This is a genomic window from Streptomyces sp. NPDC087270, from assembly GCF_044744625.1.
Taxonomy (GTDB): Bacteria; Actinomycetota; Actinomycetes; order Streptomycetales; family Streptomycetaceae; genus Actinacidiphila.
In genome coordinates, this window is the sequence record NZ_JBIUYR010000007.1 from 236657 (window position 1) to 262826 (window position 26170).

Sequence of the window (26170 nt, forward strand, 5' to 3'; positions counted from 1 at the left end):
CAGGGGAAGCTCCGGGGGAGAACCGCGCGAGAACCACCCACCGGCAGGTGGTCCCCGAGCCGGCGGAACACACCACCCTGGAGGGTCAGGGGCACCCACATCCGGGTCTGACTACGATGGGGCATCCGGCGGCCGCACCGGCCGCCGTGTTCGGCCGCTTCGTACACCCCTGCTCCGAACTCCACCGACCTGTCGGGAAGGCCATGCTGAACAAGTACGCGCGTGCGTTTTTCACGCGTGTTCTCACGCCGTTCGCCGGATTCCTCCTGCGCAAGGGGGTGTCACCGGACACGGTGACCCTGATCGGCACCGCGGGTGTCGTCGCCGGCGCACTGGCCTTCTACCCCCGGGGCGAGTTCTTCTGGGGCACCGTCGTCATCACCCTGTTCGTCTTCTCGGACCTGGTCGACGGCAACATGGCCCGGCAGGCCGGCCGCTCCAGCCGCTGGGGCGCGTTCCTGGACTCCACCCTCGACCGCGTCGCCGACGGCGCCGTCTTCGGCGGCCTCGCGCTCTGGTACGCCGGCGGCGGTGACAACCTCGTGCTGTGCGCGGTCACCATCTTCTGCCTCGCCAGCGGGCAGGTGGTCTCGTACACCAAGGCGCGCGGCGAGGCGATCGGCCTCAAGGTCGCGGTCAACGGCCTGGTCGAGCGCTCCGAGCGGCTGGTCATCACGCTGGTGCTGTGCGGCCTCGCCGGCTTCCACCGCACCTTCGGCGTCCCCGGCATCCAGTGGCTGCTGCCGATCGCCCTGTGGGTGGTCGCCGTCGGCAGCCTCATCACGCTGATCCAGCGGGTCGTCACGGTGCGCCGGGAAGCTGCCGAGGCCGAGGCCGCCGAGCAGGCGGTCGGCCAGGGGAGCGGCGTGTGAAGGAACGCCTCACCGACGGCCTGTACGGGCTCGGTTGGAGCGCGGTGAAGACGCTGCCGGAACCGGCGGCCAGGGCGCTCGGCCGGACCATCGCCGACGCCGCCTGGCGGCAGCGCGGCAAGGGCGTCCAGCGGCTGGAGGCGAACCTTTCGCGCGTGGTGCCCGGCGCGGGGCCCGACCGGTTGCGCGAGCTGTCCCGGCAGGGCATGCGCTCCTACCTGCGGTACTGGATGGAGTCCTTCCGGCTGCCGGCCTGGAGCAAGGACCGTATCCGCGGCGGCTTCGCCCCGCAGGACGTGCACTGGCTCACCGACGGGCTCGCCGCGGGCCGCGGGGTCATCCTCGCGCTGCCGCACATGGGCAACTACGACCTGGCCGGGGCGTGGGTCACCACCAAGCTGGAGACGCCGTTCGCGACCGTCGCCGAGCGGCTGAAGCCGGAGACTCTCTACGACCGGTTCGTCGCCTACCGCGAGAGCCTCGGCATGGAGGTCCTGCCGCACACCGGCGGCGCCGCCTTCGGCACCCTCGCGCGGCGGCTGCGCGCGGGCGGCCTGGTCTGCCTGGTCGCGGACCGCGACCTGTCCAGGAGCGGCGTCGAGGTCGACTTCTTCGGCGAGAAGACCCGGATGCCCGCGGGCCCGGCGATGCTCGCCCAGCAGACCGGCGCGCTGCTGCTGCCGGTCACCCTCTGGTACGACGACTCGCCCGTCATGCAGGGCATGGTGCACCCCCCGGTCGAGGTCCCGGCCGAGGGCGACCGCGCGAGCCGCACGGCGGTGATGACGCAGGTGCTGGCGAACGTGTACGAGGCCGGGATCGCCGAGCACCCGCAGGACTGGCACATGCTGCAACGGCTCTGGCTGAGCGACCTGCCGCAGCGGGCGCCGGCCGACGCGGGGCAACCCGCGGGGCCGGGGGAGGCGTCCCCCTCGGCGGAGGCGCCGGAATCCGCCGGCGCGCCGGCGCGGGCCGACCTACCCGCGTCGAGTGACGAGCCGGCGGCGACGGACGTAGCCGCGTCGGGTGACGCACCTGCTTCGGGTGGTGAGTCCGGTGCGACGGACGTAGCCGCGTCGGGTGACGCACCTGCTTCGAGTGGCGAGTCCGCGTCGAGTGACGTACCCGCGTCGGGTGGCGAGTCCGGTGCGACGAGCGCACCCGCTTCGACCGACGCACCCGCGTCGGGTGACGTCTCCGCGCCGGACGACGGGTCGCGGTCCGCCGCATCCACCGCGCCCACCGAATCCACCGCGCCCACCGAGCGCCCCGGGACGGAGAGAACTTGAGGATCGGGATCGTCTGCCCGTACTCCTGGGACGTCCCCGGCGGCGTCCAGTACCACATCCGCGATCTGGCGGAGCATCTGATCGCCCTCGGCCATCACGTGTCCGTGCTGGCCCCGGCCGACGACGAGACGCCGCTGCCGCCGTACGCGGTCTCCGCCGGCCGCGCGGTGCCCGTGCCGTACAACGGCTCCGTGGCACGGCTGAACTTCGGCTTCCTGTCGGCCGCGCGGGTGCGCCGCTGGCTGCACGACGGCGGGTTCGACGTCATCCACATCCACGAACCGACCTCCCCGTCGCTCGGGTTGCTCGCCTGCTGGGCGGCCCGCGGCCCGATCGTGGCGACCTTCCACACCTCCAACCCCCGCTCGCGCGCCATGATCGCGGCCTACCCGATCCTCCAGCCCGCGCTGGAGAAGATCAGCGCGCGGATCGCGGTCAGCGAGTACGCTCGGCGCACCCTGGTCGAACACCTCGGCGGCGACGCGGTCGTCATCCCCAACGGCGTGGACGTCGGGTTCTTCGCGCGCGCGCAGCCGCGGCCCGAGTGGCAGGGCGACACGATCGGGTTCATCGGGCGCATCGACGAGCCCCGCAAGGGGCTGCAGGTCCTGATGCGGGCGCTGCCCGGCATCCTCCGGGAGCGGCCCGGTGCCCGGCTGCTCGTCGCCGGGCGCGGCGACCAGCGGGAGGCGCTGGAACCGCTCCCGGCCGAACTCCACGACCGGGTCGAGTTCCTGGGGATGGTCAGCGACGAGGACAAGGCGCGGCTGCTGCGCAGCGTCGACCTCTACGTCGCGCCCAACCTCGGCGGAGAGAGTTTCGGGATCATCCTGGTGGAGGCGATGTCCGCGGGGGCGGTCGTGCTCGCCGCCGACCTCGACGCGTTCGCGCAGGTGCTGGCGCAGGGCAGCGCGGGGGAGTTGTTCCCCAACGGGGACGCCGACGCGCTCGCGGCGGCCGCCGTGCGGATGCTCGGGGACGCGGAGGGCCGCGAGCGGCTCCGTACCCGCGCGTCCGCGCATGTACGGCGCTTCGACTGGGCCGTGGTCGCCGCGGAGATCTTGTCGGTCTACGAGACGGTGACCGTGGGTGCGGAAGCGGTTCGGCCGGCGCCCTGACCCTCCGGGGGGGTGCGTTCTGCCGGTTCGGGGACCACCTGTCGGTGGTGGGCCGGTCGCGCGGTTCTCCCCCAGATCCTCGCCTGGGTGGAGGTGCCCCCGGCGGAGCCAAGGGGAGGGCCCCCTCACGCTCCCTTGATGTGCCCGGGCCCCCGGGGCAAGCAGGCGGCGAGCCGCACGTACGCATCAGGGGCGCGGGGAACTGCGCTTCCCCCAGAGCTTCGCCTGGGAGGTACCCCGGCCACCCACCGGGCGCGAGGTCCCGGAACCGACGGAACCGACCACCCCGGGGGAATAGGGTGCCGCGGTGACCACCCTGATTTGCGTCGTAGCCGCACTGATCGTGCTCGGGCTCTACCTGAGCTGGACCGCGGGCCGCCTGGACCGCCTCCACGCGCGGATCGACGCGGCGCGCGCCGCGCTGGACGCGCAACTGCTGCGCCGCGCCTCGGTCGCGCAGGAGTTGGCGACCTCGGGCGTACTGGACCCGGCCGCGTCCATCGTGCTGTACGAGGCCGCGCACGCGGCCCGGCAGGCCGAGCCGGACCAACGCGAGGTGGCCGAGAGCGAGTTGAGCCAGGCGCTGCGCGTGGTGTTCGCCGAGCCCGACGCGGTCGCGGAGATCGGGGCGGCGCCCGGCGGGACGGAGGCGGTCGGCGAGCTGACCCGGGCGGTGCGCCGGGTGCCGATGGCCCGGCGGTTCCACAACGACGCGGTGCGCGCCGCGCGGGCGGTCCGCCGGCACCGGGTGGTGCGCTGGCTGCGACTGGCCGGCCACGCCCCGTTCCCGCTCGCCTTCGAGATGGACGACGAGCCGCCGGCGGTGCTGACCGCCGAGGGGGGCGCCACCACCTCGTAGGCGTGTCGGGGGAGCCACCTGCGCCGAATTGGCCCTTTCCGGTGGTCCGGGCGCCGCCGGACGATGGAGCCAATGACATCCGTCGCCAGGAGTGAGGTCACTGTGTCCACCGCTTCCCCGTCCGCTTCCCCGTCCCCCGAGACCGGCACCGCCCGCGTCAAGCGCGGCATGGCCGAGCAGCTCAAGGGCGGCGTGATCATGGACGTCGTCACCCCCGAGCAGGCGAAGATCGCCGAGGACGCCGGCGCCGTCGCCGTGATGGCGCTGGAGCGGGTGCCCGCCGACATCCGCAAGGACGGCGGCGTGGCCCGCATGTCGGACCCGGACATGATCGACGGCATCATCGGCGCCGTGTCCATCCCGGTGATGGCCAAGTCCCGGATCGGGCACTTCGTCGAGGCCCAGGTGCTCCAGGCGCTCGGCGTGGACTACATCGACGAGTCCGAGGTGCTGACCCCGGCCGACGAGGTCAACCACTCCGACAAGTGGGCCTTCACCACCCCGTTCGTGTGCGGTGCCACCAACCTGGGCGAGGCGCTGCGGCGGATCGCCGAGGGCGCCGCGATGATCCGTTCCAAGGGCGAGGCCGGCACCGGCAACGTGGTCGAGGCGGTCCGCCACCTGCGGCAGATCAAGGGCGAGATCTCCCGGCTGCGCGGCCTGGACAACAACGAGCTGTTCGCCGCCGCCAAGGAACTGCGCGCCCCGTACGAGCTGGTCCGCGAGGTCGCCGAACTCGGCAAGCTGCCGGTGGTGCTCTTCTCCGCCGGCGGTGTGGCCACCCCCGCCGACGCCGCGCTGATGCGCCAGCTCGGTGCCGAAGGCGTCTTCGTCGGCTCGGGCATCTTCAAGTCCGGCGACCCCGCCAAGCGCGCCGCGGCCATCGTCCGCGCCACCACCTTCTTCGACGACCCGAAGGTCATCGCGGACGCCTCCCGCAACCTCGGCGAGGCCATGGTCGGCATCAACATCGACACCCTGCCGGAGTCCGAGCACTACGCGAACCGCGGCTGGTAAGGCGACGATGACGAGTTCTCCCACCATCGGCGTCCTGGCCCTTCAGGGCGACGTCCGGGAGCACCTGGCAGCCCTGGCCGCGGCGGACGCCGCGGCCACGGCCGTCCGGCGCCCCGAGGAACTGGCCGCTCTGGACGGGCTGGTGATACCCGGCGGCGAGTCCACCACCATCTCCAAGCTCGCCGCGCTGTTCGGGCTGACCGGGCCGCTGCGCGCCGCGATCCGTGCCGGGCTGCCGGTCTACGGCACCTGCGCCGGCCTGATCATGCTCGCCGACAAGATCCTCGACCCCCGCTCGGGGCAGGAGACGTTCGGCGGTATCGACATGATCGTGCGCCGCAACGCCTTCGGCCGGCAGAACGAGTCCTTCGAGGCGTTCGTCGACGTGCGGGGTGTGCCCGGCGGCCCGGTCGAGGGTGTCTTCATCCGCGCGCCGTGGGTGGAGTCGGTCGGCGCGAACACCGAGGTACTCGCCGAGTACGACGGCCACATCGTCGCCGTACGGCAGGGAAACGTGCTGGCCACGTCGTTCCACCCGGAGCTGACCGGTGACCACCGGGTGCATGAACTCTTCGTGTCCGCCGTGCGCGCGGGGAGCTGACCGTATCCCGGTAGGATCGAGCGCGCGACGAAGAACACGCGACGAAGAACAGCACTGGTGACGCGAAGGAGACTGTCGGATGTCCGGCCACTCTAAATGGGCTACGACGAAGCACAAGAAGGCCGTGATCGATGCCAAGCGCGGCAAGCTCTTCGCGAAGCTGATCAAGAACATCGAGGTCGCGGCGCGCACCGGCGGCGCTGACCCGGACGGCAACCCGACCCTCTTCGACGCCATCCAGAAGGCCAAGAAGAGCTCGGTCCCGAACAAGAACATCGACAGCGCGGTGAAGCGCGGCGCGGGCCTGGAGGCCGGCGGCGCGGACTACCAGACGATCATGTACGAGGGCTACGGGCCGAACGGCGTCGCCGTCCTCATCGAGTGCCTGACCGACAACCGCAACCGCGCCGCCTCCGACGTGCGCGTGGCGATGACCCGCAACGGCGGCTCGATGGCCGACCCGGGCTCGGTGTCGTACCTGTTCAACCGCAAGGGCGTGGTGATCGTCCCCAAGGGCGAGCTGGGCGAGGACGACGTCCTGGGCGCGGTCCTGGACGCCGGCGCCGAGGAGGTCAACGACCTCGGCGAGTCCTACGAGGTGATCAGCGAGGCCACCGACCTGGTGCCGGTGCGCAAGGCCCTCCAGGAGGCCGGTATCGACTACGACTCCGCCGACGCCAACTTCCTGCCCACCATGCAGGTCGAGTTGGACGAGGACGGGGCCCGCAGGATCTTCAAGCTGATCGACGCGCTGGAGGACAGCGACGACGTGCAGAACGTCTTCGCCAACTTCGACGTCTCCGACGAGGTCATGGAGAAGGTCGACGCCTGAGCCGCCGCTGACGGACGGTCAGGAGGGGCCGACGGGACACACCCCGTCGGCCCCTCCGCTGTTTGTCGGTGCCAACCGATAACCTGCACGAACAGGTTGGCGAGTGGCGCCGACGGCGGTGGACGCGCGCGGGAAGGGGGCGGCATGCGGGTGCTCGGCGTGGACCCGGGGCTGACCCGGTGCGGTGTCGGCGTGGTCGACGGCGTGCCCGGCCGGGCACTGACGATGGCCGGCGTCGGGGTGATCCGCACGCCCGCCGACGCGGACATCGGCCACCGGCTGGTGCTGATCGAGCGGGGCCTGGAAGCGTGGCTGGACGAGCACCGCCCCGAGGCCGTGGCCGTCGAGCGCGTCTTCAGCCAGCACAACGTCCGCACCGTGATGGGCACCGCCCAGGCCAGCGCGGTCGCCATCCTGTGCGCGTCCCGGCGCGGCCTGCCGGTGCACTTGCACACTCCCAGCGAGGTCAAGGCGGCCGTCACCGGCAGCGGCCGGGCCGGGAAGGACCAGGTCGGCGCCATGGTGACCAGGCTGCTGCGGCTGGACGCCCCGCCCAAGCCCGCCGACGCCGCCGACGCGCTGGCGCTGGCCATCTGCCACATCTGGCGTTCCCCGGCCACCAACCGCCTCCAGCAGGCCGTCGCCGGCAACCGCCTCCAGCAGGCGGCCGCCGCCCAGCGCGCCGCCGCCACCCACCGCGGCACCGCCCGCCGTACCCCCGACCGGCCGCCCGTACCCACTCAGGAGCCCACCCCGTGATCGCCTTCGTCAGCGGCCCGGTGGCCGCGCTCGCCCCGGACACCGCGGTCATCGAGGTCGGCGGGATCGGCATGGCCGTGCAGTGCGCACCCGGCACCCTGGCCGCCCTGCGGCTGGGCGAGCCCGCCCGGCTGGCCACCTCCCTGGTGGTCCGGGAGGACTCCCTCACCCTCTACGGCTTCGCCGACGACGACGAGCGGCAGGTCTTCGAGCTGCTCCAGACCGTCAGCGGGGTCGGCCCGCGGCTGGCCCAGACGATGCTCGCCGTGCACGCCCCCGACGCCCTGCGCGCCGCTGTCGCGGCCGGCGACGAGAAAGCCCTCACCGCGGTGCCCGGGATCGGCAAGAAGGGCGCCCAGCGGCTGCTGCTGGAGCTGAAGGACCGGCTGGGGGCGCCGCTGGGCACCGGCACCGCAGCCGGCCGCGGTGCCGGCGCCGCGGTGCCGCCGTCCTGGTCCGAGCAGCTGCTGGCCGCGCTCGTCGGGCTCGGCTACGCGCCGCGCGAGGCGGAGGAGGCGGTCGCGGCGGTCACCCCGCAGGCCGAGGCCGCCGCCGAGCCCCATGTCGGCACCCTGCTGCGCGCGGCCCTGCAGACCCTCAACCGCGCCCGCTGACGCCGTACCGCCGCCGCGTCAGCCGATACCGTCCGCGCACCCCGTACCCTCCGCACCAGCCCGCACCGCCGACCGGTTCCCCGTCCACCCGGAGCCGTTCACCGAAAGCCGTTCATCGAAAGCCGTTCATCCGGAACCATCCGCCCGACCGTGTCCGACCTCCGCCCGCCCGACCCGAGAGACCTGCCATGAACTGGGACGACGCCCCCGCCGATACGCCCGACCGGCTGGTCGGGTCGGCCGCCGACCGTGAGGACCAGGCGGTCGAGGCGGCGCTGCGGCCCAAGGAGCTGGACGAGTTCATCGGGCAGGAGCGGGTGCGCCAGCAGCTCGACCTGGTGCTCAAGGCCGCCCGCCAGCGGGGCGCCACCGCCGACCACGTCCTGCTCTCGGGGGCCCCCGGGCTCGGCAAGACCACCCTGTCGATGATCATCGCGGCCGAGATGTCCGCGCCGATCCGGATCACCTCGGGCCCGGCCATCCAGCACGCCGGCGACCTCGCCGCGATCCTCTCCTCGCTCACCGAGGGTGAGGTGCTCTTCCTCGACGAGATCCACCGGATGTCCCGGCCGGCCGAGGAGATGCTCTACATGGCGATGGAGGACTTCCGGGTCGACGTGATCGTCGGCAAGGGCCCGGGCGCGACCGCGATCCCGCTGGAGCTGCCGCCCTTCACCCTGGTCGGCGCCACCACCAGGGCCGGGCTGCTGCCGCCACCGCTGCGCGACCGGTTCGGTTTCACCGGTCACATGGAGTTCTACGCCCCCGCCGAGCTGGAGCGGGTGATCCACCGCTCGGCCGGGCTGCTGGACGTGAGGATCGACACCGACGGCGCCGCCGAGATCGCCGGCCGCTCCCGCGGCACCCCGCGAATCGCCAACCGGCTGCTGCGCCGGGTGCGGGACTACGCCCAGGTGCGGGCCGACGGCGCGGTCGACCGCGAGATCGCCGCCCAGGCCCTGGAGGTCTACGAAGTCGACGCCCGCGGCCTGGACCGGCTGGACCGGGCGGTCCTGCACGCGCTGCTGAAGCTCTTCGGGGGCGGCCCGGTCGGCCTGTCCACGCTCGCCGTCGCGGTGGGGGAGGAGCGGGAGACCGTCGAGGAGGTCGCGGAGCCGTTCCTGGTGCGGGAAGGGCTGCTCGCAAGGACCCCCAGGGGCCGGGTGGCGACCCCCGCGGCCTGGTCCCACCTGGGCCTCGTACCGCCCCAGCAGGGCGGTGGGACGAGTCAGGGCGGAACCGGACAGACCGGCCTGTTCGGAACCTGACCTCGGTTAGACTCTTCCGATTAGGAACCCCCATGCAATGCTGGGCGTTGTTCCATCGGCGAGCCAGCGCTTAGACTCCGCCGACGCCCTTCCTCTGGATCGGCACCCACATCCCGAAATCCAGGCCATCCCCCACGTTGGCCGTGCGAAGGAATGTCCACACCGTGAGCATCGGAATTCTCCTCCCCCTGATCCTGATCGTCGGCGTCATGTTCATGATGACCCGGTCGCAGAAGACCAAGCAGCGCCAGGCGTTGGAGATGCGCAACAAGATGGAGCCCGGCACCGGCGTGCGCACCATCGGTGGCATGTACGCCGTGGTGAAGGAGGTGAACGACGAGACCGTCCTCCTGGAGATCACGGACGGTGTTCACGCCCACTTCACCAAGTCCGCCATCGGCACGGTGCTCTCCGAGGAGGAGTTCAACCGGATCGTGCACGGCATCGAGCCCGAGGAGCCCGCCGGGCTCGACGGGGAGGCCGAGGACGGCGCCGACGCGGCCGCGGGGGACGCCGCATCGGCCGATGGTGTGACGGACGCGGACAAGGCGGCCGACGGCGACGAGGAGCCCATCAGCCTCGACAAGTCCGACGCGGACGCGGAGCAGGACGGCTCCGCCGCCAAGGACGACGCCGCCAAGGAGCAGAACGGCTCCGCCTCCAAGTAAGCGTCCGGCTTCATCCACTCGTGGCCACCCCTGGGCACGCATGCCCGGGGGCGGTAGGACAGGGAGAGACAACAAGGTGGCAGCAGCCAAGAAGGGCCGCAGGTCCTCGGGGAGCCAGGGATACCCCGGGCGCGCTCTGGCCGTGATCCTCGTCGCTCTGGTGGCGCTGACCGGAGGGATCTTCCTCTCCGGCCACAAGACCCCGCGGCTCGGCATCGACCTCGCCGGCGGCGTGGAGATCACGCTGACCGCCAAGCCCGACCAGGGCAAGGCCGTCTCCAAGGCGAACATGAACACCGCGGTCAACATCATCAACAACCGCGTCAACGGCCTGGGCGTCTCCGAGGCGGAGGTGCAGACCCAGGGGAGCGACAACATCATCGTCGACATCCCCAAGAGCACCAACGCCGACCAGGCCGAGCAGCAGGTGGGCACCACCGCTCAGCTCTACTTCCGGCCGGTCCTCGCCGACGGCGCCGGCGCCCCCACGCCGACGACGACGCCGACTCCCTCCGGCAGCGCCACCCCGAAGTCGTCCGGCTCCGCCACCCCGAAGTCGAGCACGACGCCGTCGAGCTCGTCGAAGTCCACCGCGAGCCCGTCGTCCACCAGCAGCCAGGGCCGCGCGGTCACCGACGCCCTGAAGTCGAGCACGGACAAGGCCCCCACCCCGAAGCCGACCGCGACGACGCCGAGCACCGCCTCGCCGGACCCGACCGACACCAGCGGCGCGACCAGCGACCCGACGTCAGGCGTGCCGGCCGCTCTCCAGGCCAAGTACGCGGCCATCGACTGCACGAAGGCGGCCGAGCGGGCCAAGGCGGCCGAGGGCACCAAGGGCACCGACCCGGTCGTCGCCTGCGGCCAGGAGGGCAAGCAGTGGGTGAAGTACCTGCTCGGCCCCTCCGAGATCGACGGCAAGCACGTCACCAGCGCCAACGCCAACTTCGACACCCAGGGCGGCAACGGCTGGGTGGTGAACCTGAGCTTCGACAGCAAGGGCTCCTCGCAGTTCACCTCCGTCACCAAGACGCTGTCCGCGCAGCAGTCGCCGAACAACCAGTTCGCCATCGACCTCGACGGCAACGTGGTGTCGGCCCCCTCGGTCTCCACGACCCTGTCCGGCGGCACCGCCCAGATCTCCGGTGACTTCACCCAGCAGTCCGCCACCGACCTGGCGAACGTGCTGAAGTACGGCTCGCTGCCGCTGGCCTTCAACATCTCCGACAAGACCACCGTCTCGGCCGCGCTCGGCGGCGAGCAGCTGCACGGCGGCATGATCGCCGGTGCCGTCGGCCTGGCGCTCGTGGTGCTCTACCTGCTGGCGTACTACCGCGGCCTCAGCTTCGTCGCCGTGCTCAGCCTGCTGGTCTCCGCCGGGCTCACCTACACGATCATGTGCCTGCTGGGTGAGGCGGTCGGATTCGCGCTGAACCTGCCGGCAGTCTGCGGCGCCATCGTCGCCATCGGTATCACCGCGGACTCGTTCATCGTCTTCTTCGAGAGAATCCGGGACGAGCTACGCGACGGCAGGTCGCTGCAACCGGCGGTGGCCCGCGGCTGGCCGCGCGCCCGGCGCACCATCCTGGTGTCGGACTTCGTGTCCTTCCTCGCCGCGGCCGTGCTGTACGTCGTGTCGGTCGGCAAGGTCCGGGGCTTCGCGTTCACCCTCGGCCTGACCACCCTGCTCGACGTCGCCGTGGTGTTCCTCTTCACCAAGCCGCTGATGACGATCCTCGCCCGCAAGGCCTTCTACGCCAAGGGCCACAAGTGGTCCGGCCTCAACGCGGAGAGCCTGGGCGTCACTCCGCCGCTGCGCCGTATCCGCCGCCAGTCCTCCGAGACGAAGGAAGCCTGATGTCCAAGCTCGGCACCCTCGGTCACCGGTTGCACCGCGGTGAGGTCAGCTACGACTTCGTCGGCAAGCGGAAGATCTGGTACACGGTCTCCATCATCGTCACGATCGTCGCGATCGTCGGTCTGGTGGTGAACGGCCTGAAGGAGAGCATCGACTTCTCCGGCGGCGCGGTCTTCAACACCCCGAAGACGTCCATGTCCGTCTCCGACGTGCAGAGCAAGATCTCCGGGGACACCGACGGCCGCGACGCCACCGTGCAGAAGCTCGGCAACGGCAGCATGCGCATCCAGGTCGCCGGACTCTCCACGGACGAGTCGAAGAAGGTCCAGCAGGAGATCGCCAAGGACCTCGACCTCCCGTCGTCGAAGATCGACGCGGAGATCGTCGGCCCGAGCTGGGGCAAGGAGATCACCCACAAGGCAGTCGAAGGTCTGATCATCTTCCTGGTGCTGGTGGTCATCTACCTCGCCATCGCCTTCGAGTGGCGGATGGCCGTGGCTGCGCTCGTCGCCCTGCTGCACGACCTCACCATCACCGTCGGCGTCTACGCGATCGTCGGCTTCGAGGTCTCGCCCGGCACGGTGATCGGCCTGCTGACCATCCTCGGTTACTCGCTCTACGACACGGTCGTGGTGTTCGACGGGCTGAAGGAAGCCAGCAAGGACATCACCAAGAAGAACACCGCCACCTACAGCGAGGTCGCCAACCGCAGCCTCAACAGCACCCTGGTCCGGTCGATCAACACCACCGTGGTGGCGCTGCTCCCGGTCGCCGCGCTGCTGTTCATCGGTGGCGGCATCCTCGGCGCCGGCATGCTCAACGACATCGCGCTCGCGCTGTTCGTCGGCCTCACCGCCGGTGCGTACTCCTCGATCTTCATCGCCACCCCGATCGTGGCGGAGCTGAAGGAGCACGAGCCGCAGATGAAGTCGCTGCGCAAGCGGGTGCTCGCCAAGCGGGCCTCCGAGGCGGCGAAGGCGAAGGCCAGGCTCGCCGCCGGCGAGTCCCCGGCCGACCCCGACGACAGCGACGACCGGCCCGAGGACGACGAGGACGGCGCCGCACCCGCGGTCGTCGGCCCCGGCGCCCAGCGCACCGGCGGCAGCGACTCCGCCTCCCGCCCGACCCGCAACCAGCCCTCCAACCGGGGCACCCGCGGCCGCAACCGCCCCTCCGGCAAGCGCCGCTGATCCGCCGCCCGCCGCCGCCCGGAAGCACCTCACCGGGCGGCGGCGGGCGTTTTCACGTCCTCGTACCGCCCGGCGCCCGGACGGCGGGCCCGCGCGCTCCTCGTACCGGACCCCGTACCGAAAGAAGCACCATGACCACGACGGAAGCCGCCTCCTCCGAGCTGCGGGACCTGCTGCTGTCCCGGATTCGCGACGTGCCGGACTATCCGCAGCCCGGGGTGATGTTCAAGGACATCACGCCGCTGCTCGCCGACCCGGTGGCGTTCAACGCCCTCGTGGACGCGCTCGCCGGGCTGTGCAGCCGGCACGCGGCCACCAAGGTCGTCGGCCTGGAGGCCAGAGGCTTCATCCTGGCCGCGCCCGCCGCCGCCCGCGCCCGGCTCGGCTTCGTACCGGTCCGCAAGGCGGGCAAGCTGCCCGGCCCGACCCTCGCGCAGGGCTACGCGCTGGAGTACGGCACCGCCGAGATCGAGGTGCACGCCGACGCCTTCGGGCCCGGCGACCGGGTGATCGTGATCGACGACGTGCTCGCCACCGGTGGCACCGCCGAGGCCGCGCTCGACCTGATCGGCCGCACCGGCGCGAGCGTCGTCGGCCTGGCGGTGCTGCTGGAGCTGGCCGTGCTCGGTGGCCGGGAGCGGCTCGCCCCGGCCCTGAAGGGCGTGCCGCTCGACGCGCTCGTGGTGGTCTGAGCCCGTAACGGGGCCGCTGGGGCCGCTGGGGCCGCTGGGGCGCCGAGCGGCGGGCCGGGCCACCCTGGCGGCCCCAGGGGGCGTACACCGGCGCGCAGCGGTGCACGCCCGCGCTCCGCGCGTTCCGGGGCCCGCGGAGCGCGGGCGGGGCCGCCTTGCCCCTGGCGGGCCGCCCGCCGGGCGCCGCCGCTCGTTACCATGGGACTTCCACCGCGTGAGGAGTGCCGTTGCCAGACCAGGCCCAGCCGCTCAACGCCGCTGACGGGACCGCCCAGGGGACGGGTCCGGCCGACGGCGGGGAGGGCACGCCCGCGCCTGTCACGCCGGCGCCCGCGTCCTCGTCCGCCTCCTCGTCCGCGGGCACACCTCCGTCCGCGCCCCGGTCCGCGCCCGCCACGGCGGAGACGGCGCAGCCGGAGAGCGACGGGGAGCGTGACGGGGAGCGCGACGGCGCCACTCTCGCGCCCAAGCCCGCCCCGGCCGCCATCCGGCCGGTCCGCACCCCCGGCAGCGTCGCGCCGACCCGCCCCGGCCCGTCCTCCAGCCGGGTCCGCGCCCGGCTTGCCCGGCTCGGCGTGCAGCGCTCCAGCGCGTACAACCCGGTGCTCGAACCGCTGCTGCGGGTCGTGCGGGGCAACGACCCCAAGGGCGACAGCGCGCAGTTGCGGCAGATCGAGGCCGCCTACCAGGTCGCCGAGCGCTGGCACCGCGGCCAGAAGCGCAAGAGCGGCGACCCGTACATCACCCACCCGCTGGCGGTCACCACCATCCTCGCCGAGCTGGGCATGGACCCCGCCACCTTGATGGCCGGGCTGCTGCACGACACCGTCGAGGACACCGAGTACGGCCTGGAGCAGCTGCGCCGCGACTTCGGCGACCGGGTCGCCCTGCTCGTCGACGGCGTCACCAAGCTGGACAAGGTCAAGTTCGGCGAGGCCGCGCAGGCCGAGACGGTCCGCAAGATGGTCGTCGCGATGGCCAAGGACCCCCGGGTCCTGGTCATCAAGCTCGCCGACCGGCTGCACAACATGCGCACCATGCGCTACCTGAAGCGGGAGAAGCAGGAGAAGAAGGCCCGCGAGACGCTGGAGATCTACGCCCCGCTCGCCCACCGGCTGGGCATGAACACCATCAAGTGGGAGCTGGAGGACCTCGCCTTCGCGATCCTCTACCCGAAGATGTACGACGAGATCGTCCGCCTCGTCGCCGAGCGCGCCCCCAAGCGCGACGAGTACCTCGCCGTGGTCACCGACCAGGTCCAGCAGGACCTGCGCGCGGCCCGGATCAAGGCCACCGTCACCGGCCGCCCGAAGCACTACTACAGCGTCTACCAGAAGATGATCGTCCGCGGCCGGGACTTCGCGGAGATCTACGACCTGGTCGGCATCCGGGTGCTGGTCGACACCGTCCGGGACTGCTACGCGGCACTCGGCACCATTCACGCGCGATGGAACCCGGTCCCCGGCCGGTTCAAGGACTACATCGCGATGCCGAAGTTCAACATGTACCAGTCGCTGCACACCACCGTGATCGGCCCCAGCGGCAAGCCCGTCGAGCTGCAGATCCGCACCTTCGACATGCACCGCCGCGCCGAGTACGGCATCGCCGCGCACTGGAAGTACAAGCAGGAAGCGGTGGCCGGCGCCTCCAAGGTGCGTACCGACAGCCCGCGTTCGGACAAGAAGGACGACGCGGTCAACGACATGGCGTGGCTGCGCCAGTTGCTCGACTGGCAGAAGGAGACCGAGGACCCGGGCGAGTTCCTGGAGTCGCTGCGGTTCGACCTGTCGCAGAGCGAGGTCTTCGTCTTCACCCCCAAGGGTGACGTGATAGCGCTGCCGGCCGGCGCCACCCCGGTCGACTTCGCCTACGCGGTGCACACCGAGGTCGGCCACCGCACCATCGGTGCCCGCGTCAACGGGCGGCTGGTGCCGCTGGAGTCCACCCTCGACAACGGCGACACCGTGGAGGTGTTCACCTCCAAGGCGTCCGGCGCCGGGCCGTCCCAGGACTGGCTGGGCTTCGTCAAGTCGCCCCGGGCCCGCAACAAGATCCGCGCCTGGTTCTCCAAGGAGCGCCGCGAGGAGGCGGTCGAGCAGGGCAAGGAAGCCATCGCCCGCGCGATGCGCAAGCAGAACCTGCCGATCCAGCGGGTGCTCACCGGCGACTCGCTGGTCACCCTCGCCCACGAGATGCGCTACCCCGACATCTCCGCGCTGTACGCGGCGATCGGCGAGGGGCATATCACCGCGCAGTCCGTGGTGCAGAAGCTGGTCGACGCGCTCGGCGGGGAGGACGGCGCCACCGAGGACATCGCCGAGATCACCACGCCCACCCAGGGCCGTACCAAGCGGCGGAAGAACGCCGACCCGGGCGTCATCGTCAAGGGCGAGAGCGATGTGTGGGTGAAGCTCTCCCGCTGCTGCACCCCGGTGCCGGGCGATCCGATCATCGGCTTCGTCACCCGGGGCAACGGCGTCTCGGTGCACCGCGCCGACTGCGTCAACGTCGACTCGCTCTCCCAGCAGCCCGAGCGGATCATCGACGTCGAGTGGGCGCCCACCCAGTCCTCGGTCTTCCTGGTCGCCATCCAGGTCGAGGCGCTGGACCGGGCCCGGCTGCTCTCCGACGTCACACGCGTGCTGTCCGACCAGCACGTCAACATCCTGTCGGCGGCGGTGCAGACGTCGCGCGACCGGGTGGCGATCTCCCGGTTCACCTTCGAGATGGGCGACCCCAAGCACCTCGGCCACGTCCTGAAGGCCGTCCGCGGTGTCGAGGGCGTCTACGACGTCTACCGGGTGACCTCCGGCCGGCAGCGGTAGCCCCGCCCGGCGGCATAGGATCGTCCTCATCGTGCGTCGAGCGCAAGGGGGCGCTGCCCGTCGAGGTGGTGGAGACCGTCGCGGTGAGCATCTGCAGGGGCCTCGAAGCGGTCCACGAGGCAGGTGTGGTGCACCGCGACGTCAAACCGTCGAATGTGATGGTCACCCGGTCCGGCCGGGTCGTGCTCCATGACTTCGGGCTGTCCCGGGTCCTCGACAACACCCCGCTCACCGGGGTCGGCGACGTCGTGGGCACCCCGCGGCACCTGCCGCCGGAGACCATGCGCGGCGCCTCGCCCCGGCCCACCGCCGACCTGTACGGGCTGGGCACCTGCATGTACACGATGCTCACCGGGCGGGAGCCGTTCACCGACGAGGAAGAGGTCGCGGGCATCGTCTTCCAGGTCGTGGACGTCGGGGTGTGGAGACGATCTACCAGCTGCTGGACGTGAGGCTGCGGGCCAAGAACCGCCCGCGTCCGCAGCGCCACCAGGAGAACAACACCGGCCGCCTGCCGCTGGTCCGCAACCGCGCCGCCGCGACCGAACCCGTCCCCGCAGGACCGGTGCTGCGCGAGGAGGTGCGGGCGGCCATGCTCGCCGCCGGGCTCAACCTCGCCCGCCTGCTGCGGTCCGTGGGCCGCAGCAGGGACGCGCTGCCGGTGCTGCGGCTCGCGTTGCAGGAAGGCGCGCCCGGCACCGGGGCGAACAACTTCGCCGTCCAGCTCGAACTGGCGGAACTGCTCGCCGACACCGGGCGGAGCCGGGAGGCCGTCGAGGTGCTGGAGCAGGCGTTCATGGAGACCCACAAGTCGTTCGGGCCCGAGGCGGTCCAGGTCTGCCGGCGCCTCGCCGACCTGCTCCAGGAGTCCGGCAACCACATCCAGGCATGCGAGGTGCTCAAGCACGCCCTGGACCTGACCGAACTCGGCCCCGGCGAACGCGGGCGGTAGCCCGCCGGCCGGCCGCGGTAGGCGGCAACGGGACCGCGCGGGCTGCCTGGCTGCGGATGTGCCCGGACCTCGCGGTTCGCGGACGGTCGCTCGCGCGGTTCCCCGCGCCCCTTGCTGCTTGCGGCTCACCCCTGTCGCGGGAGGAGCCGCACCAGCAGAGGCGCGGGGAACCGGCGGGCGGGGGTCAGCCCCCGAACGGGCGGGGTCAGCCCCCGAACTCGCCCATGCCCTTCAGGGCCGCGTCCAGGAGGGCCTGGCGGCCGTCGAGCTCGGCTTGGAGCTTGTCGGCCTTCGCGGAGTTCCCCGCGGCGCGCGCCGTGTCGATCTGGCCGCGCAACTTCTCCACGGCGGCCTGGAGTTGGCCGGTCAGGCCGGCGGCACGAGCCCGGACCTCCGGGTTGGTGCGCCGCCACTCGGCTTCCTCCGAGTCCTGCAGCGCCCGCTCCACGGTGTGCATGCGCCCCTCGATCCGCGGCCGGGCGTCGCGCGGCACATGGCCGATCGCCTCCCACCGCTCGTTGATCGAACGGAACGCCGCCCGCGCGGACTTGAGATCGGTCACCGGCAGCAGCTTCTCCGCCTCGGTGACCAGCTCCTCCTTGCGGGCGAGGTTGTCCCGCTGCTCGCTGTCCCGCTCGGCGAACACCTCGGAACGGGCGGCGAAGAAGACGTCCTGCGCACCGCGGAACCGGTTCCACAGGTCGTCCTCGGCCTCGCGCTGGGCGCGGCCGGCCGCCTTCCACTCCGTCATCAACTCGCGGTAGCGGGCCGCGGTGGGCCCCCAGTCCGTCGAACCGGACAGCGACTGCGCCTCGGTGACCAGCTTCTCCTTGGTCCGCCGGGCCTCCTCACGCTGCGCGTCCAGCGACGCGAAGTGCGCCTTGCGCCGCTTGGAGAAGACCGAACGGGCGTGGCTGAAGCGGTGCCACAACTCGTCGTCGGCCTTGCGGTCCAGTCGGGGCAGGCCCTTCCAGGTGTCCACCAGAGCCCGCAGCCGCTCACCCGCGGTGCGCCACTGCTCGCTCTCGGCCAACTCCTCGGCCTCGGCGACCAGTTTCTCCTTGGCGGTCTTCGCCTCCTCGCTCTGCTTCGCCCGGACCGCCCTGCGCTCCTCGCGCCGGGTGTCCACCAGCGCCACCAGCGCGTCCAGCCGGGTGCCCAGCGCCGCCAGGTCGCCGACCGCATGCGCCTCGGTCACCGCGGTACGCAGGTGCTCGATCGCGGCCAGCGCCTCCTTGGGCGCCAGATCGGTGGTCCGCACCCGCCGTTCGAGGAGGCCGATCTCCACGACGAGCCCCTCGTACTTGCGCTCGTAGTAGGCGAGCGCCTCGTCAGGGGAGCCCGCCTGCCACGAACCGACCTCCTTCTCACCGTCGGCCGTACGCACGTACACGGTCCCCGTCTCATCGACGCGGCCCCACGGGTCGCTGCTCACAGCGCCTCCCTCATGTGATGCCCACTTACGTCACCGCCGGCGGGCATCGTCCACAGTGTCTCTCCGGCCGGGCCGCACGCCCTGACCGGTCCCAACGCCAACATAGGCGACCAGCGCCCCGGCTGTCCGCATCCGATGCGCGCCCAATCGCGAATTCGGATACCGATCAGGACTCGGTCCGATCATGGTCAGGTAGCGGTCGCGGCCCGGCCGGGGGTCAGGACTTCTCCACCGTCGCCTTGTTGATCACCACGGTCGCGTTCGGCGCGCCGTCGCCCTGGCCGGTGCTCTCGCCGTCGGCGGCGATCTTGTCGAGCACCTTCAGGCCGGCCTTGGAGATCGTGCCGAACGGGGTGTACTGCGGGGGCAGCGGGCTGTCCTTGTAGACCAGGAAGAACTGGCTGCCGCCGGTGTGCGCCTGGCCGGTGTTGGCCATCGCGACGGTGCCCGCCGGGTAGGTGACCGAACCGGAGGTCGCGTCGGCCTTGCCGAACGCCTTCAGGTTCTCGTCGGGGATGGTGTACCCCGGACCGCCCGAGCCCTGGCCGGTCGGGTCGCCGCACTGGAGGACGTAGATCCCGGTGGTGGTCAGCCGGTGGCAGACGGTGTGGTCGAAGAAGCCCTGGTCGGCCAGGAACTTGAACGAGTTGACGGTGTGCGGGGCCTTGGCCGTCTCCAGCGCCATCGAGATGTCGCCGCAGGTGGTCTGGAGGTCGAAGGTGTAGGCGGCGGACTTGTCGATGGACATCGCCGGCTCCTTCTTCCACTGCTTGGTGCCGGGCTTGCCCGCCGCGGCCTTCTTGCAGGGGTCCGGTCCCTTGGGCGCCGCGGAGGTGGTCGGCGCCGCGGACGGGGTCGGGCTGGTCGCGGCCGCGTCGTCCTTCTTCTTGCTGCTGCCGTCGAACGCGCCTGCCGCGTAAGCCCCGCCGAGCGAGGCGACCACCACGGCGACCACCACGGCGATCACCGAGTTGCGCACCCGCGTCTTGCGCTGTGCGCTCACCCGGCGCTGCTGCTGGCGCGCGAACTTGTCCCGGGCGAGCTGCCGCCGCCGCTGATCTCTGGTGGTCACTTCGCCGTCTCCGTCGTCTGAGTGTCGGTTGTCCGCCAGGTGCCGCGCACCGACGCTTTGCGTTGTATGTTTCCTGTGCGCCGGCTGTATCCGAGGAGACACAGCCGGTGCCGAAGCTGCCGTATGCGAATGTACGTGCCGCAGATCTTCGCGTCACGCCACACCTGCCGTCCAGTCCGCGCACCGCCCGACAACTGGTTCGCAGCCGCGCCCCGCTCGCCGGTAGGCTCAAGGCAGCCGACCGCGGACGACAGAAGGACGAACGTGCTCATTGCCGGGTTCCCCGCCGGGGCGTGGGGCACGAACTGCTACGTGGTCGCGCCCGCCGCCGGCGAAGAGTGCGTGATCATCGACCCGGGCGTCGACGCGACCCAGGGTGTCGAGGACGTCCTCGCCAAGCACCGGCTCAAGCCCGTGGCCGTCATCCTCAGCCACGGCCACGTCGACCACGTCGCCTCGGTGCTGCCGGTCTGCGGCGCGCACGACGTGCCCGCCTGGCTGCACCCCGCCGACCGCTACATGCTCAGCGAACCGGAGAAGGCGATCGGCATGGCCGTCGGCGCCCCGCTGTTCGCGGATCTGACCGTCGGCGAGCCCGACGACCTCAGGGAACTGACCGACGGCGAGACCCTCGCCCTGGCCGGTCTGGAGTTCGGCGTCGCGCACGCGCCCGGCCATACCAAGGGGTCGGTGACCTACCGGCTGCCCCCGACCACCGACATCCCGTCGGTGTTCTTCTCGGGCGACCTGTTGTTCGCCGGCTCCGTCGGACGCACCGACCTGCCCGGTGGCGACACCGCCGAGCTCCACGAGTCGCTGGCCCGCGTGTGCCTGCCGCTCGACGACTCGACGGTGGTGCTCTCCGGGCACGGCCCCCAGACGACCATCGGCCGCGAACGCGCCACCAACCCCTATCTGGGCAAGGTGGCCGGCGGCCACGGAACCGGCGACGACCCGGCTCCACGACGAGGATTGTGACTGTCACTGCCGTGAGCACGTTCCAGGCCCCCAAGGGCACGTACGACCTTCTGCCGCCCGACTCCGCGGCGTTCCTCGCGGTGCGCGAGGCGATCGCCGCCCCGGCCCGCCGGGCCGGCTACGGATACGTCGAGACCCCCGGCTTCGAGCACGTCGAACTGTTCGCCCGCGGTGTCGGGGAGTCCACCGACATCGTCACCAAGGAGATGTACGCCTTCTCCACCAAGGGCGGCACCGAACTCGCGCTGCGCCCCGAAGGCACCGCGTCGGTGCTGCGCGCCGCCCTCCAGGCCAACCTGCACAAGGCCGGCAACCTGCCGGTGAAGCTCTGGTACTCCGGCTCCTACTACCGCTACGAGCGCCCGCAGGCAGGCCGGTACCGGCACTTCTCGCAGGTCGGCGCCGAGGCGATCGGCGCCGAGGACCCGGCGCTGGACGCCGAGTTGATCATCCTGGCGGTCGACGCGTACCGCTCGCTCGGCCTGCGCGACTTCCGGCTGCTGCTCAACTCGCTCGGCGACAAGGAGTGCCGCCCGGCCTACCGGGCCGCCCTCCAGGAGTTCCTGCGCGGCCTCGACCTCGACGACGACACCCGCAAGCGGATCGAGATCAACCCGCTGCGGGTGCTGGACGACAAGCGGGAGTCCGTACAGCGTCAACTCGCCGGCGCGCCGCTCATCATTGATCACCTGTGCGAGGCGTGCAAGGAGTACCACGAGCAGGTCCGCGACCTGCTGACCGCGGCCGGCGTCACGTACGAGGACGACCCGCGCCTGGTCAGGGGCCTGGACTACTACACCCGCACCACCTTCGAGTTCGTCCACGACGCCCTCGGCTCGCAGTCCGCGGTCGGCGGCGGCGGGCGGTACGACGGCCTGTCCGAGATGATCGGCGGCCCGTCGCTGCCGTCGGTCGGCTGGGCGCTGGGCGTGGACCGCACCGTGCTCGCGCTCAAGGCCGAGGGAGTGGAACTCGCGCTGCCGGCGGCCACCGACGTGTACGCGGTGCCGCTCGGCGAGCAGGCCAGGCGCGCGCTGTTCGCGCTGGTCACGGAGTTGCGGCGGGCCGGGATCGCGGCGGACTTCGCGTTCGGCGGCAAGGGCATCAAGAACGCGATGAAGTCCGCGGACCGCTCCGGCGCCCGCCTCGCGATCGTCGCGGGGGAGCGGGACCTGGCCGAGGGCGTGGTCCAGCTCAAGGACCTCGCCAGCGGCGAGCAGGGCCCGGTCACGCTCGCCGAGGTGGCGGAAACCGTCAAGGAACGGCTGGTTTAAACCGCTCGTCCGTGTACCAGGGCGGCAGACCTTACGCCGTTCTCACCGCCCTGGTGCACAATGTTTGGTGCCCGCCCCACGGACCTGAGAGATCGGCGATCATGACGACTTCCGCGTTGGACGAGACGCGAACGGACGGCGACCGCGAACCGCAGGTACCGGGCGGGATCGCGCCGACGAAGGCATTCACCTGGCTGCTGCTGATCTCCGGTGTGCTGGGCCTGGTCGCGTCCTTCGTCATCACCAACGACAAGTTCGTCCTGCTGCAGAACACCGTCGAGGGCAAGCCCACACACTTCTCGTGCAGCCTGAACCCGGTCATCGCGTGCGGCAGCGTGATGGAGAGCAAGCAGGCGCACGCCTTCGGTTTCCAGAACCCGATCATCGGCCTGGTCGCGTACGGCGTGGTGATCTGCGTCGCCATGGGTGTGCTCGCCGGGGGCCGCGGCTACAAGCCGTGGTTCTGGTACGGCCTGCAGGCCGGCGGCCTGTTCGGCGTCTGCTTCATCAGCTGGCTCCAGTACCAGACGATCTACAACATCCACGCGGTCTGCCTGTGGTGCTGCCTCGCCTGGGTCGTCACCATCCTGATCTTCTGGTACACGGCCGTGCACAACATCAGGCACGGTCTGATCAAGGTGCCGGGCAAGGTCCGCTCGGCCGTGCTGGAGTTCCACTGGGTGGTGCCGGTGGTCTGGTACGCGGTGATCGGCCTGCTGATCCTGACCCACTTCTGGTACTACTGGAAGACCGTCATCTGACCTCCTGACCTGCGACGACGGCGGGATACCCGCCCCCGCGACGGTGCTTCGGCGGCGCGCGGTCGGGGAGTGTCACAGGGGTGGCATACGCTGCACGGGTGGAGCCAGATCTGTTCAGTGCGGCGGCCGAGGAACGGCGGGAGCGGGACCCGGGCAGCAGCCCGCTCGCGGTGCGGATGCGCCCGCGCACCTTGGAGGAGGTGGTGGGCCAGCAGCACCTGCTGCGCCCGGGCTCACCACTGCGGCGGTTGGTCGGTGACGACGGCACCGGACCCGCGGGTGCCTCCTCGGTGATCCTGTGGGGCCCGCCCGGCACCGGAAAGACCACGCTCGCGTACGTGGTCAGCAAGGCCACCAACAAGCGGTTCGTGGAACTCTCGGCGATCACCGCGGGCGTGAAGGAGGTCCGCGCGGTCATCGAGAGCGCCAAGCGCCAAGCCGGTGGGTACAACCGCGAGACCGTACTGTTCCTCGACGAGATCCACCGCTTCAGCAAGGCCCAGCAGGACTCGCTGCTGCCCGCCGTGGAGAACCGCTGGGTCACCCTGATCGCGGCCACCACGGAGAACCCGTACTTCTCGGTGATCTCGCCGCTGCTGTCCCGCTCCCTGCTGCTGACCCTCGAATCCCTCACCGACGACGACATCCGCGGGGTGCTGCGCCGCGCGCTCACCGAGGAGCGGGGGCTCGACGGCGCGGTCATCCTCCCGCAGGACGCCGAGGACCACCTGCTGCGGATCGCCGGCGGTGACGCCCGGCGCGCGCTGACCGCCCTGGAGGCCGGCGCGGGCGCCGCCCTCGCCAAGGGCGAGGACACCCTCACCCTCGCCACCGTCGAGGAGGCCGTCGACCGCGCCGCGGTGGCCTACGACCGCGACGGCGACCAGCACTACGACGTGGCGAGCGCCCTGATCAAGTCGATCCGCGGCTCCGACGTGGACGCGGCGCTGCACTACCTGGCACGGATGATCGTGGCCGGGGAGGACCCCCGTTTCATCGCCCGCCGGCTGATGATCTCGGCGAGCGAGGACATCGGACTGGCCGACCCGACCGCCCTGCCCACGGCGGTCGCCGCGGCGCAGGCGGTCGCGATGATCGGGTTCCCCGAGGCGTCGCTCATCCTCAGCCACGCCACGATCGCGCTCGCCCTCGCGCCGAAGTCCAACGCGGCGACCACCGCGATCGGGGCGGCGCTGGAGGATGTCCGGGCGGGCAAGGCCGGCCCGGTGCCCACGCATCTGCGGGACGGGCACTACAAGGGCGCGGCCAAGCTCGGCCACGCCCAGGGCTACGTCTACCCGCACGACGTACCCGGCGCGATCGCGGCGCAGCAGTACCTGCCGGACGAGATCGCCGACCGCCGCTACTACGAACCGACCCGCTACGGCGCCGAAGCCCGCGTCGCCGACGTCCTCGACCGCGTCCGTGAACGCCTCTCCGGCGGCAACTGACCCTCCGGGGCGGTCGGTCAGCGAGGTCCCGAAACCACGCGGACGGGGCACCCCGGTGGGTCGGGGCCACCCCCGGTAGGTCAGGCCCGGGCCGACGCGAAGAGGTGCCGCAGGGCGCGGCGAGCGGCGGCCGGCCCGTCCACCGGGCTCGGAAAATCGAAGCGAGCGTCGTACGTACCGGCGGACCCGGTGAAGCGGACCCGGAGGCCGAACCGGTCGAGCGCCAGGGGCACCGCGCCGGCGGTGCCGCCCGCACAGGGCTCGCCGACGAGCCCGCACAGCAGCGCGACCTCCTCGGGGTGGGCGGCCGCGAGGTGCTGGAGGACATCGGTCTCGAAGGGCGCGAGCGGATCGGGCCCGGCGGCGGCGAACTCGTCCGGTTCGACGAGAGCCGCACCCCACAGGTCGTCCACGGAGATCTCCCCGGGTTCCAGGCGCAGCAGCTCCGCGTCGGACTCGAAGCCGCCGCCCGGCACGTGGGTGAGCCACCCGGCGACCCAGGCGCGGCCGCGGATGCGGTGCGGGACGGCGACGGGCGCCACGTCGGTGACTTCCAGCACAGCCGGCACCTCGTCGTCGGTGGCGTGCCGGACCGCCCGCACCGCGGGGTGGTCGCGCGGGAAGAGCAGGAAGACGTCGCCTTCGGGCCCCACGGAGCGGCGTAGCGGCACCATCGGCTCGTCCGGTACCGGGCGCAGCGCGGGAATGGTCAGTGCGAGGGACGGGTTACCCTCGACGAGAGTGCGCGCGCGTTCGGCGGCCGAGGGCTGCCGGGGCGCCTCTTCCACTTCGGGACGCGGCTGACCGTTCTCCTGCTGTCGCGACGGCAGTTCGGGTGCGGGGTTCCCGGGTCGAATCATGCGTACTCCTCAGCTAAGGTAAGCCTTACCTAATCTACACGGAGGTTCGACGCACGTGAATCAGTCGCGTCCCAAGGTCAAGAAGTCCCGGGCGCTCGGCATCGCGCTCACCCCGAAGGCCGTCAAGTACTTCGAGGCCCGCCCCTACCCGCCGGGCGAGCACGGCCGTGGTCGCAAGCAGAACAGCGACTACAAGACCCGTCTGCTGGAGAAGCAGCGGCTGCGCGCGCAGTACGACATCAGCGAGCGGCAGATGCAGCGCGCGTACGACCGCGCGAAGAAGGTCGAGGGCAAGACCGGCGAGGCGCTGATCGTCGAGCTGGAGCGGCGCCTGGACGCGCTGGTGCTCCGCTCCGGGCTGGCCCGCACGATCTACCAGTCCCGGCAGATGGTCGTGCACGGCCACATCGAGGTCAACGGGCGCAAGGTCGACAAGCCGTCGTTCCGGGTCAGCCCCGAGGACGTCGTGCAGGTGCGCGCGCGGTCCCGGGAGAAGACCCCGTTCCTGGTCGCGCGCGAGGGTGGCTGGGCGCCCGACGGAGAGACGCCCCGCTACCTCCAGGTGAACCTCCAGGCGCTGGCGTTCCGGCTGGACCGTGACCCCAACCGCCGTGAGATCCCGGTCATCTGCGACGAGCAGCTCGTCGTGGAGTACTACGCCCGCTGACCGCCTGCGGCGCTTCTCGGTAATGGGTTGCCGTTGCGCTTGTGGCTGCGCCGCCGTGGAGGGGCTCGCCTTTTCGGAAGTGCGCCGCTGGTGGTGAGGTCGCGTTGCCGGGTGACCGGTGGTGGGTGGCTTGTCGCGCAGTTCCCCGCGCCCCTTCGGGGGCGCGGTTGCGTTGGTGGGCGCCGCGTTCCTTCGGGGTGCGTCGTGGGGGTGGGGTCGCGTTGCCGGGTGACCGGTGGTGGGTGGCTTGTCGCGCAG

The 26170-nt window shown here is 71.7% G+C and carries 24 protein-coding genes and 1 pseudogene; 22 read left to right on the top strand and 3 right to left on the bottom strand.

All coding sequences use genetic code 11. The features are described 5' to 3' along the window. Positions 1-203: 203 nt before the first annotated feature. The 17 genes and pseudogenes from pgsA to ACIPAE_RS16730 all read left to right on the top strand — a co-directional run bounded on the left by pgsA (position 204) and on the right by ACIPAE_RS16730 (position 17414). Positions 204-872: a phosphatidylinositol phosphate synthase gene (gene pgsA, locus ACIPAE_RS16650; RefSeq protein WP_328461574.1), complete on the top strand. Its 669-nt coding sequence runs from the start codon at positions 204-206 to the stop codon at positions 870-872. Further along, positions 869-1765 (top strand): annotated as a pseudogene (locus ACIPAE_RS16655) (phosphatidylinositol mannoside acyltransferase); the annotation flags it as partial. The gene pgsA and the pseudogene ACIPAE_RS16655, both read left to right, overlap by 4 nt. A 392-nt stretch (positions 1766-2157) precedes the next feature. Beyond that, positions 2158-3279: a glycosyltransferase family 4 protein gene (locus tag ACIPAE_RS16660; RefSeq protein ID WP_402445727.1), complete on the top strand. Its 1122-nt coding sequence runs from the start codon at positions 2158-2160 to the stop codon at positions 3277-3279. A 307-nt stretch (positions 3280-3586) separates the two neighbouring features. Then, positions 3587-4138 carry a hypothetical protein gene (locus ACIPAE_RS16665; protein ID WP_328461569.1) on the top strand — a complete coding sequence of 184 codons (552 nt, stop codon included), beginning with the start codon at positions 3587-3589 and terminating at the stop codon, positions 4136-4138. A gap of 72 nt (positions 4139-4210) precedes the next feature. After that, positions 4211-5155: a pyridoxal 5'-phosphate synthase lyase subunit PdxS gene (gene pdxS, locus ACIPAE_RS16670; protein ID WP_329371561.1), complete on the top strand. Its 945-nt coding sequence runs from the start codon at positions 4211-4213 to the stop codon at positions 5153-5155. Between the two features lie 7 nt (positions 5156-5162). After that, positions 5163-5756, top strand: a complete 594-nt coding sequence (gene pdxT, locus ACIPAE_RS16675; protein WP_329371563.1) for a pyridoxal 5'-phosphate synthase glutaminase subunit PdxT — start codon at positions 5163-5165, stop codon at positions 5754-5756. A 79-nt stretch (positions 5757-5835) separates the two neighbouring features. Continuing rightward, positions 5836-6588, top strand: coding sequence for a YebC/PmpR family DNA-binding transcriptional regulator (locus ACIPAE_RS16680; RefSeq protein WP_328461563.1), 753 nt, complete (start codon positions 5836-5838; stop codon positions 6586-6588). Positions 6589-6732: 144 nt separating this feature from the next. After that, positions 6733-7347 carry a crossover junction endodeoxyribonuclease RuvC gene (gene ruvC, locus ACIPAE_RS16685; protein ID WP_329371565.1) on the top strand — a complete coding sequence of 205 codons (615 nt, stop codon included), beginning with the start codon at positions 6733-6735 and terminating at the stop codon, positions 7345-7347. Further along, positions 7344-7961 (top strand): Holliday junction branch migration protein RuvA, encoded by a 618-nt coding sequence (gene ruvA, locus ACIPAE_RS16690; protein WP_328461559.1) that lies wholly within the window; start codon positions 7344-7346, stop codon positions 7959-7961. The genes ruvC and ruvA overlap by 4 nt, the downstream gene beginning before the upstream one ends. Positions 7962-8149: 188 nt before the next feature. Next, complete coding sequence (gene ruvB, locus ACIPAE_RS16695; protein WP_328461557.1) at positions 8150-9229, top strand: Holliday junction branch migration DNA helicase RuvB; 1080 nt, start codon at positions 8150-8152, stop codon at positions 9227-9229. 164 nt (positions 9230-9393) lie between these two features. After that, positions 9394-9897, top strand: a complete 504-nt coding sequence (yajC, locus tag ACIPAE_RS16700; RefSeq protein WP_366410034.1) for a preprotein translocase subunit YajC — start codon at positions 9394-9396, stop codon at positions 9895-9897. 76 nt (positions 9898-9973) lie between these two features. After that, a complete protein-coding gene (gene secD, locus ACIPAE_RS16705; RefSeq protein WP_329371572.1) occupies positions 9974-11755 on the top strand; it encodes a protein translocase subunit SecD in 1782 nt (593 codons plus the stop codon). Then, the gene (secF, locus tag ACIPAE_RS16710; RefSeq protein WP_329371574.1) at positions 11755-12945 is read left to right on the top strand and encodes a protein translocase subunit SecF; all 1191 of its coding nucleotides are present in this window, start codon (positions 11755-11757) and stop codon (positions 12943-12945) included. The genes secD and secF overlap by 1 nt, the downstream gene beginning before the upstream one ends. Positions 12946-13076: 131 nt before the next feature. After that, positions 13077-13637 carry an adenine phosphoribosyltransferase gene (locus tag ACIPAE_RS16715; protein ID WP_329371576.1) on the top strand — a complete coding sequence of 187 codons (561 nt, stop codon included), beginning with the start codon at positions 13077-13079 and terminating at the stop codon, positions 13635-13637. Between the two features lie 227 nt (positions 13638-13864). Continuing rightward, on the top strand, positions 13865-16462 hold the full coding sequence (locus ACIPAE_RS16720; RefSeq protein ID WP_402445733.1) for a RelA/SpoT family protein: 2598 nt from the start codon (positions 13865-13867) through the stop codon (positions 16460-16462). A 14-nt stretch (positions 16463-16476) separates the two neighbouring features. Continuing rightward, on the top strand, positions 16477-16914 hold the full coding sequence (locus ACIPAE_RS16725; RefSeq protein WP_402445934.1) for a serine/threonine-protein kinase: 438 nt from the start codon (positions 16477-16479) through the stop codon (positions 16912-16914). Beyond that, positions 16884-17414 (top strand): hypothetical protein, encoded by a 531-nt coding sequence (locus ACIPAE_RS16730; protein WP_402445735.1) that lies wholly within the window; start codon positions 16884-16886, stop codon positions 17412-17414. The genes ACIPAE_RS16725 and ACIPAE_RS16730 overlap by 31 nt, the downstream gene beginning before the upstream one ends. A gap of 205 nt (positions 17415-17619) precedes the next feature. Here ACIPAE_RS16730 and ACIPAE_RS16735 read toward each other — a convergent pair whose 3' ends face one another. Both ACIPAE_RS16735 and ACIPAE_RS16740 read right to left on the bottom strand, forming a co-directional pair. Beyond that, entirely contained in the window at positions 17620-18849 is a 1230-nt protein-coding gene (locus tag ACIPAE_RS16735; RefSeq protein ID WP_329371584.1) for a DUF349 domain-containing protein, read from the bottom strand. Positions 18850-19066: 217 nt separating this feature from the next. Further along, positions 19067-19921, bottom strand: coding sequence for a peptidylprolyl isomerase (locus ACIPAE_RS16740; protein ID WP_328461539.1), 855 nt, complete (start codon positions 19919-19921; stop codon positions 19067-19069). Between the two features lie 264 nt (positions 19922-20185). On the opposite strand from ACIPAE_RS16740, the gene ACIPAE_RS16745 reads away from it, so the two are divergent. The 4 genes from ACIPAE_RS16745 (at position 20186) to ACIPAE_RS16760 (ending at position 24385) form a co-directional block, all read left to right on the top strand. Further along, complete coding sequence (locus ACIPAE_RS16745) at positions 20186-20899, top strand: MBL fold metallo-hydrolase (RefSeq protein ID WP_366410036.1); 714 nt, start codon at positions 20186-20188, stop codon at positions 20897-20899. 11 nt (positions 20900-20910) lie between these two features. Next, positions 20911-22173, top strand: a complete 1263-nt coding sequence (gene hisS / locus ACIPAE_RS16750; protein ID WP_366410037.1) for a histidine--tRNA ligase — start codon at positions 20911-20913, stop codon at positions 22171-22173. A gap of 101 nt (positions 22174-22274) precedes the next feature. After that, complete coding sequence (locus tag ACIPAE_RS16755; RefSeq protein WP_366410038.1) at positions 22275-22934, top strand: vitamin K epoxide reductase family protein; 660 nt, start codon at positions 22275-22277, stop codon at positions 22932-22934. Between the two features lie 98 nt (positions 22935-23032). Beyond that, positions 23033-24385 carry a replication-associated recombination protein A gene (locus ACIPAE_RS16760; protein WP_402445739.1) on the top strand — a complete coding sequence of 451 codons (1353 nt, stop codon included), beginning with the start codon at positions 23033-23035 and terminating at the stop codon, positions 24383-24385. Positions 24386-24465: 80 nt separating this feature from the next. Here ACIPAE_RS16760 and ACIPAE_RS16765 read toward each other — a convergent pair whose 3' ends face one another. Next, a complete protein-coding gene (locus ACIPAE_RS16765) occupies positions 24466-25245 on the bottom strand; it encodes a DUF2470 domain-containing protein (protein ID WP_329371595.1) in 780 nt (259 codons plus the stop codon). A 55-nt stretch (positions 25246-25300) separates the two neighbouring features. On the opposite strand from ACIPAE_RS16765, the gene rpsD reads away from it, so the two are divergent. Next, positions 25301-25912: a 30S ribosomal protein S4 gene (rpsD, locus tag ACIPAE_RS16770; protein ID WP_402445741.1), complete on the top strand. Its 612-nt coding sequence runs from the start codon at positions 25301-25303 to the stop codon at positions 25910-25912. The last annotated feature ends 258 nt before the right edge of the window (positions 25913-26170 follow it).

What these genes read in the sequence shown, in the direction of transcription:
- ruvB (WP_328461557.1), top strand. Translation starts at nt 8,150, where the DNA reads ATGAACTGGGACGACGCCCCCGCCGATACGCCCGACCGGCTGGTCGGG.
- pdxT (WP_329371563.1), top strand. Translation starts at nt 5,163, where the DNA reads ATGACGAGTTCTCCCACCATCGGCGTCCTGGCCCTTCAGGGCGACGTC.
- pdxS (WP_329371561.1), top strand. Translation starts at nt 4,211, where the DNA reads ATGACATCCGTCGCCAGGAGTGAGGTCACTGTGTCCACCGCTTCCCCG.
- secF (WP_329371574.1), top strand. Translation starts at nt 11,755, where the DNA reads ATGTCCAAGCTCGGCACCCTCGGTCACCGGTTGCACCGCGGTGAGGTC.
- pgsA (WP_328461574.1), top strand. Translation starts at nt 204, where the DNA reads ATGCTGAACAAGTACGCGCGTGCGTTTTTCACGCGTGTTCTCACGCCG.
- ACIPAE_RS16715 (WP_329371576.1), top strand. Translation starts at nt 13,077, where the DNA reads ATGACCACGACGGAAGCCGCCTCCTCCGAGCTGCGGGACCTGCTGCTG.
- ACIPAE_RS16680 (WP_328461563.1), top strand. Translation starts at nt 5,836, where the DNA reads ATGTCCGGCCACTCTAAATGGGCTACGACGAAGCACAAGAAGGCCGTG.
- ruvC (WP_329371565.1), top strand. Translation starts at nt 6,733, where the DNA reads ATGCGGGTGCTCGGCGTGGACCCGGGGCTGACCCGGTGCGGTGTCGGC.
- ACIPAE_RS16755 (WP_366410038.1), top strand. Translation starts at nt 22,275, where the DNA reads ATGACGACTTCCGCGTTGGACGAGACGCGAACGGACGGCGACCGCGAA.
- ACIPAE_RS16765 (WP_329371595.1), bottom strand. Translation starts at nt 25,245, where the DNA reads ATGATTCGACCCGGGAACCCCGCACCCGAACTGCCGTCGCGACAGCAG.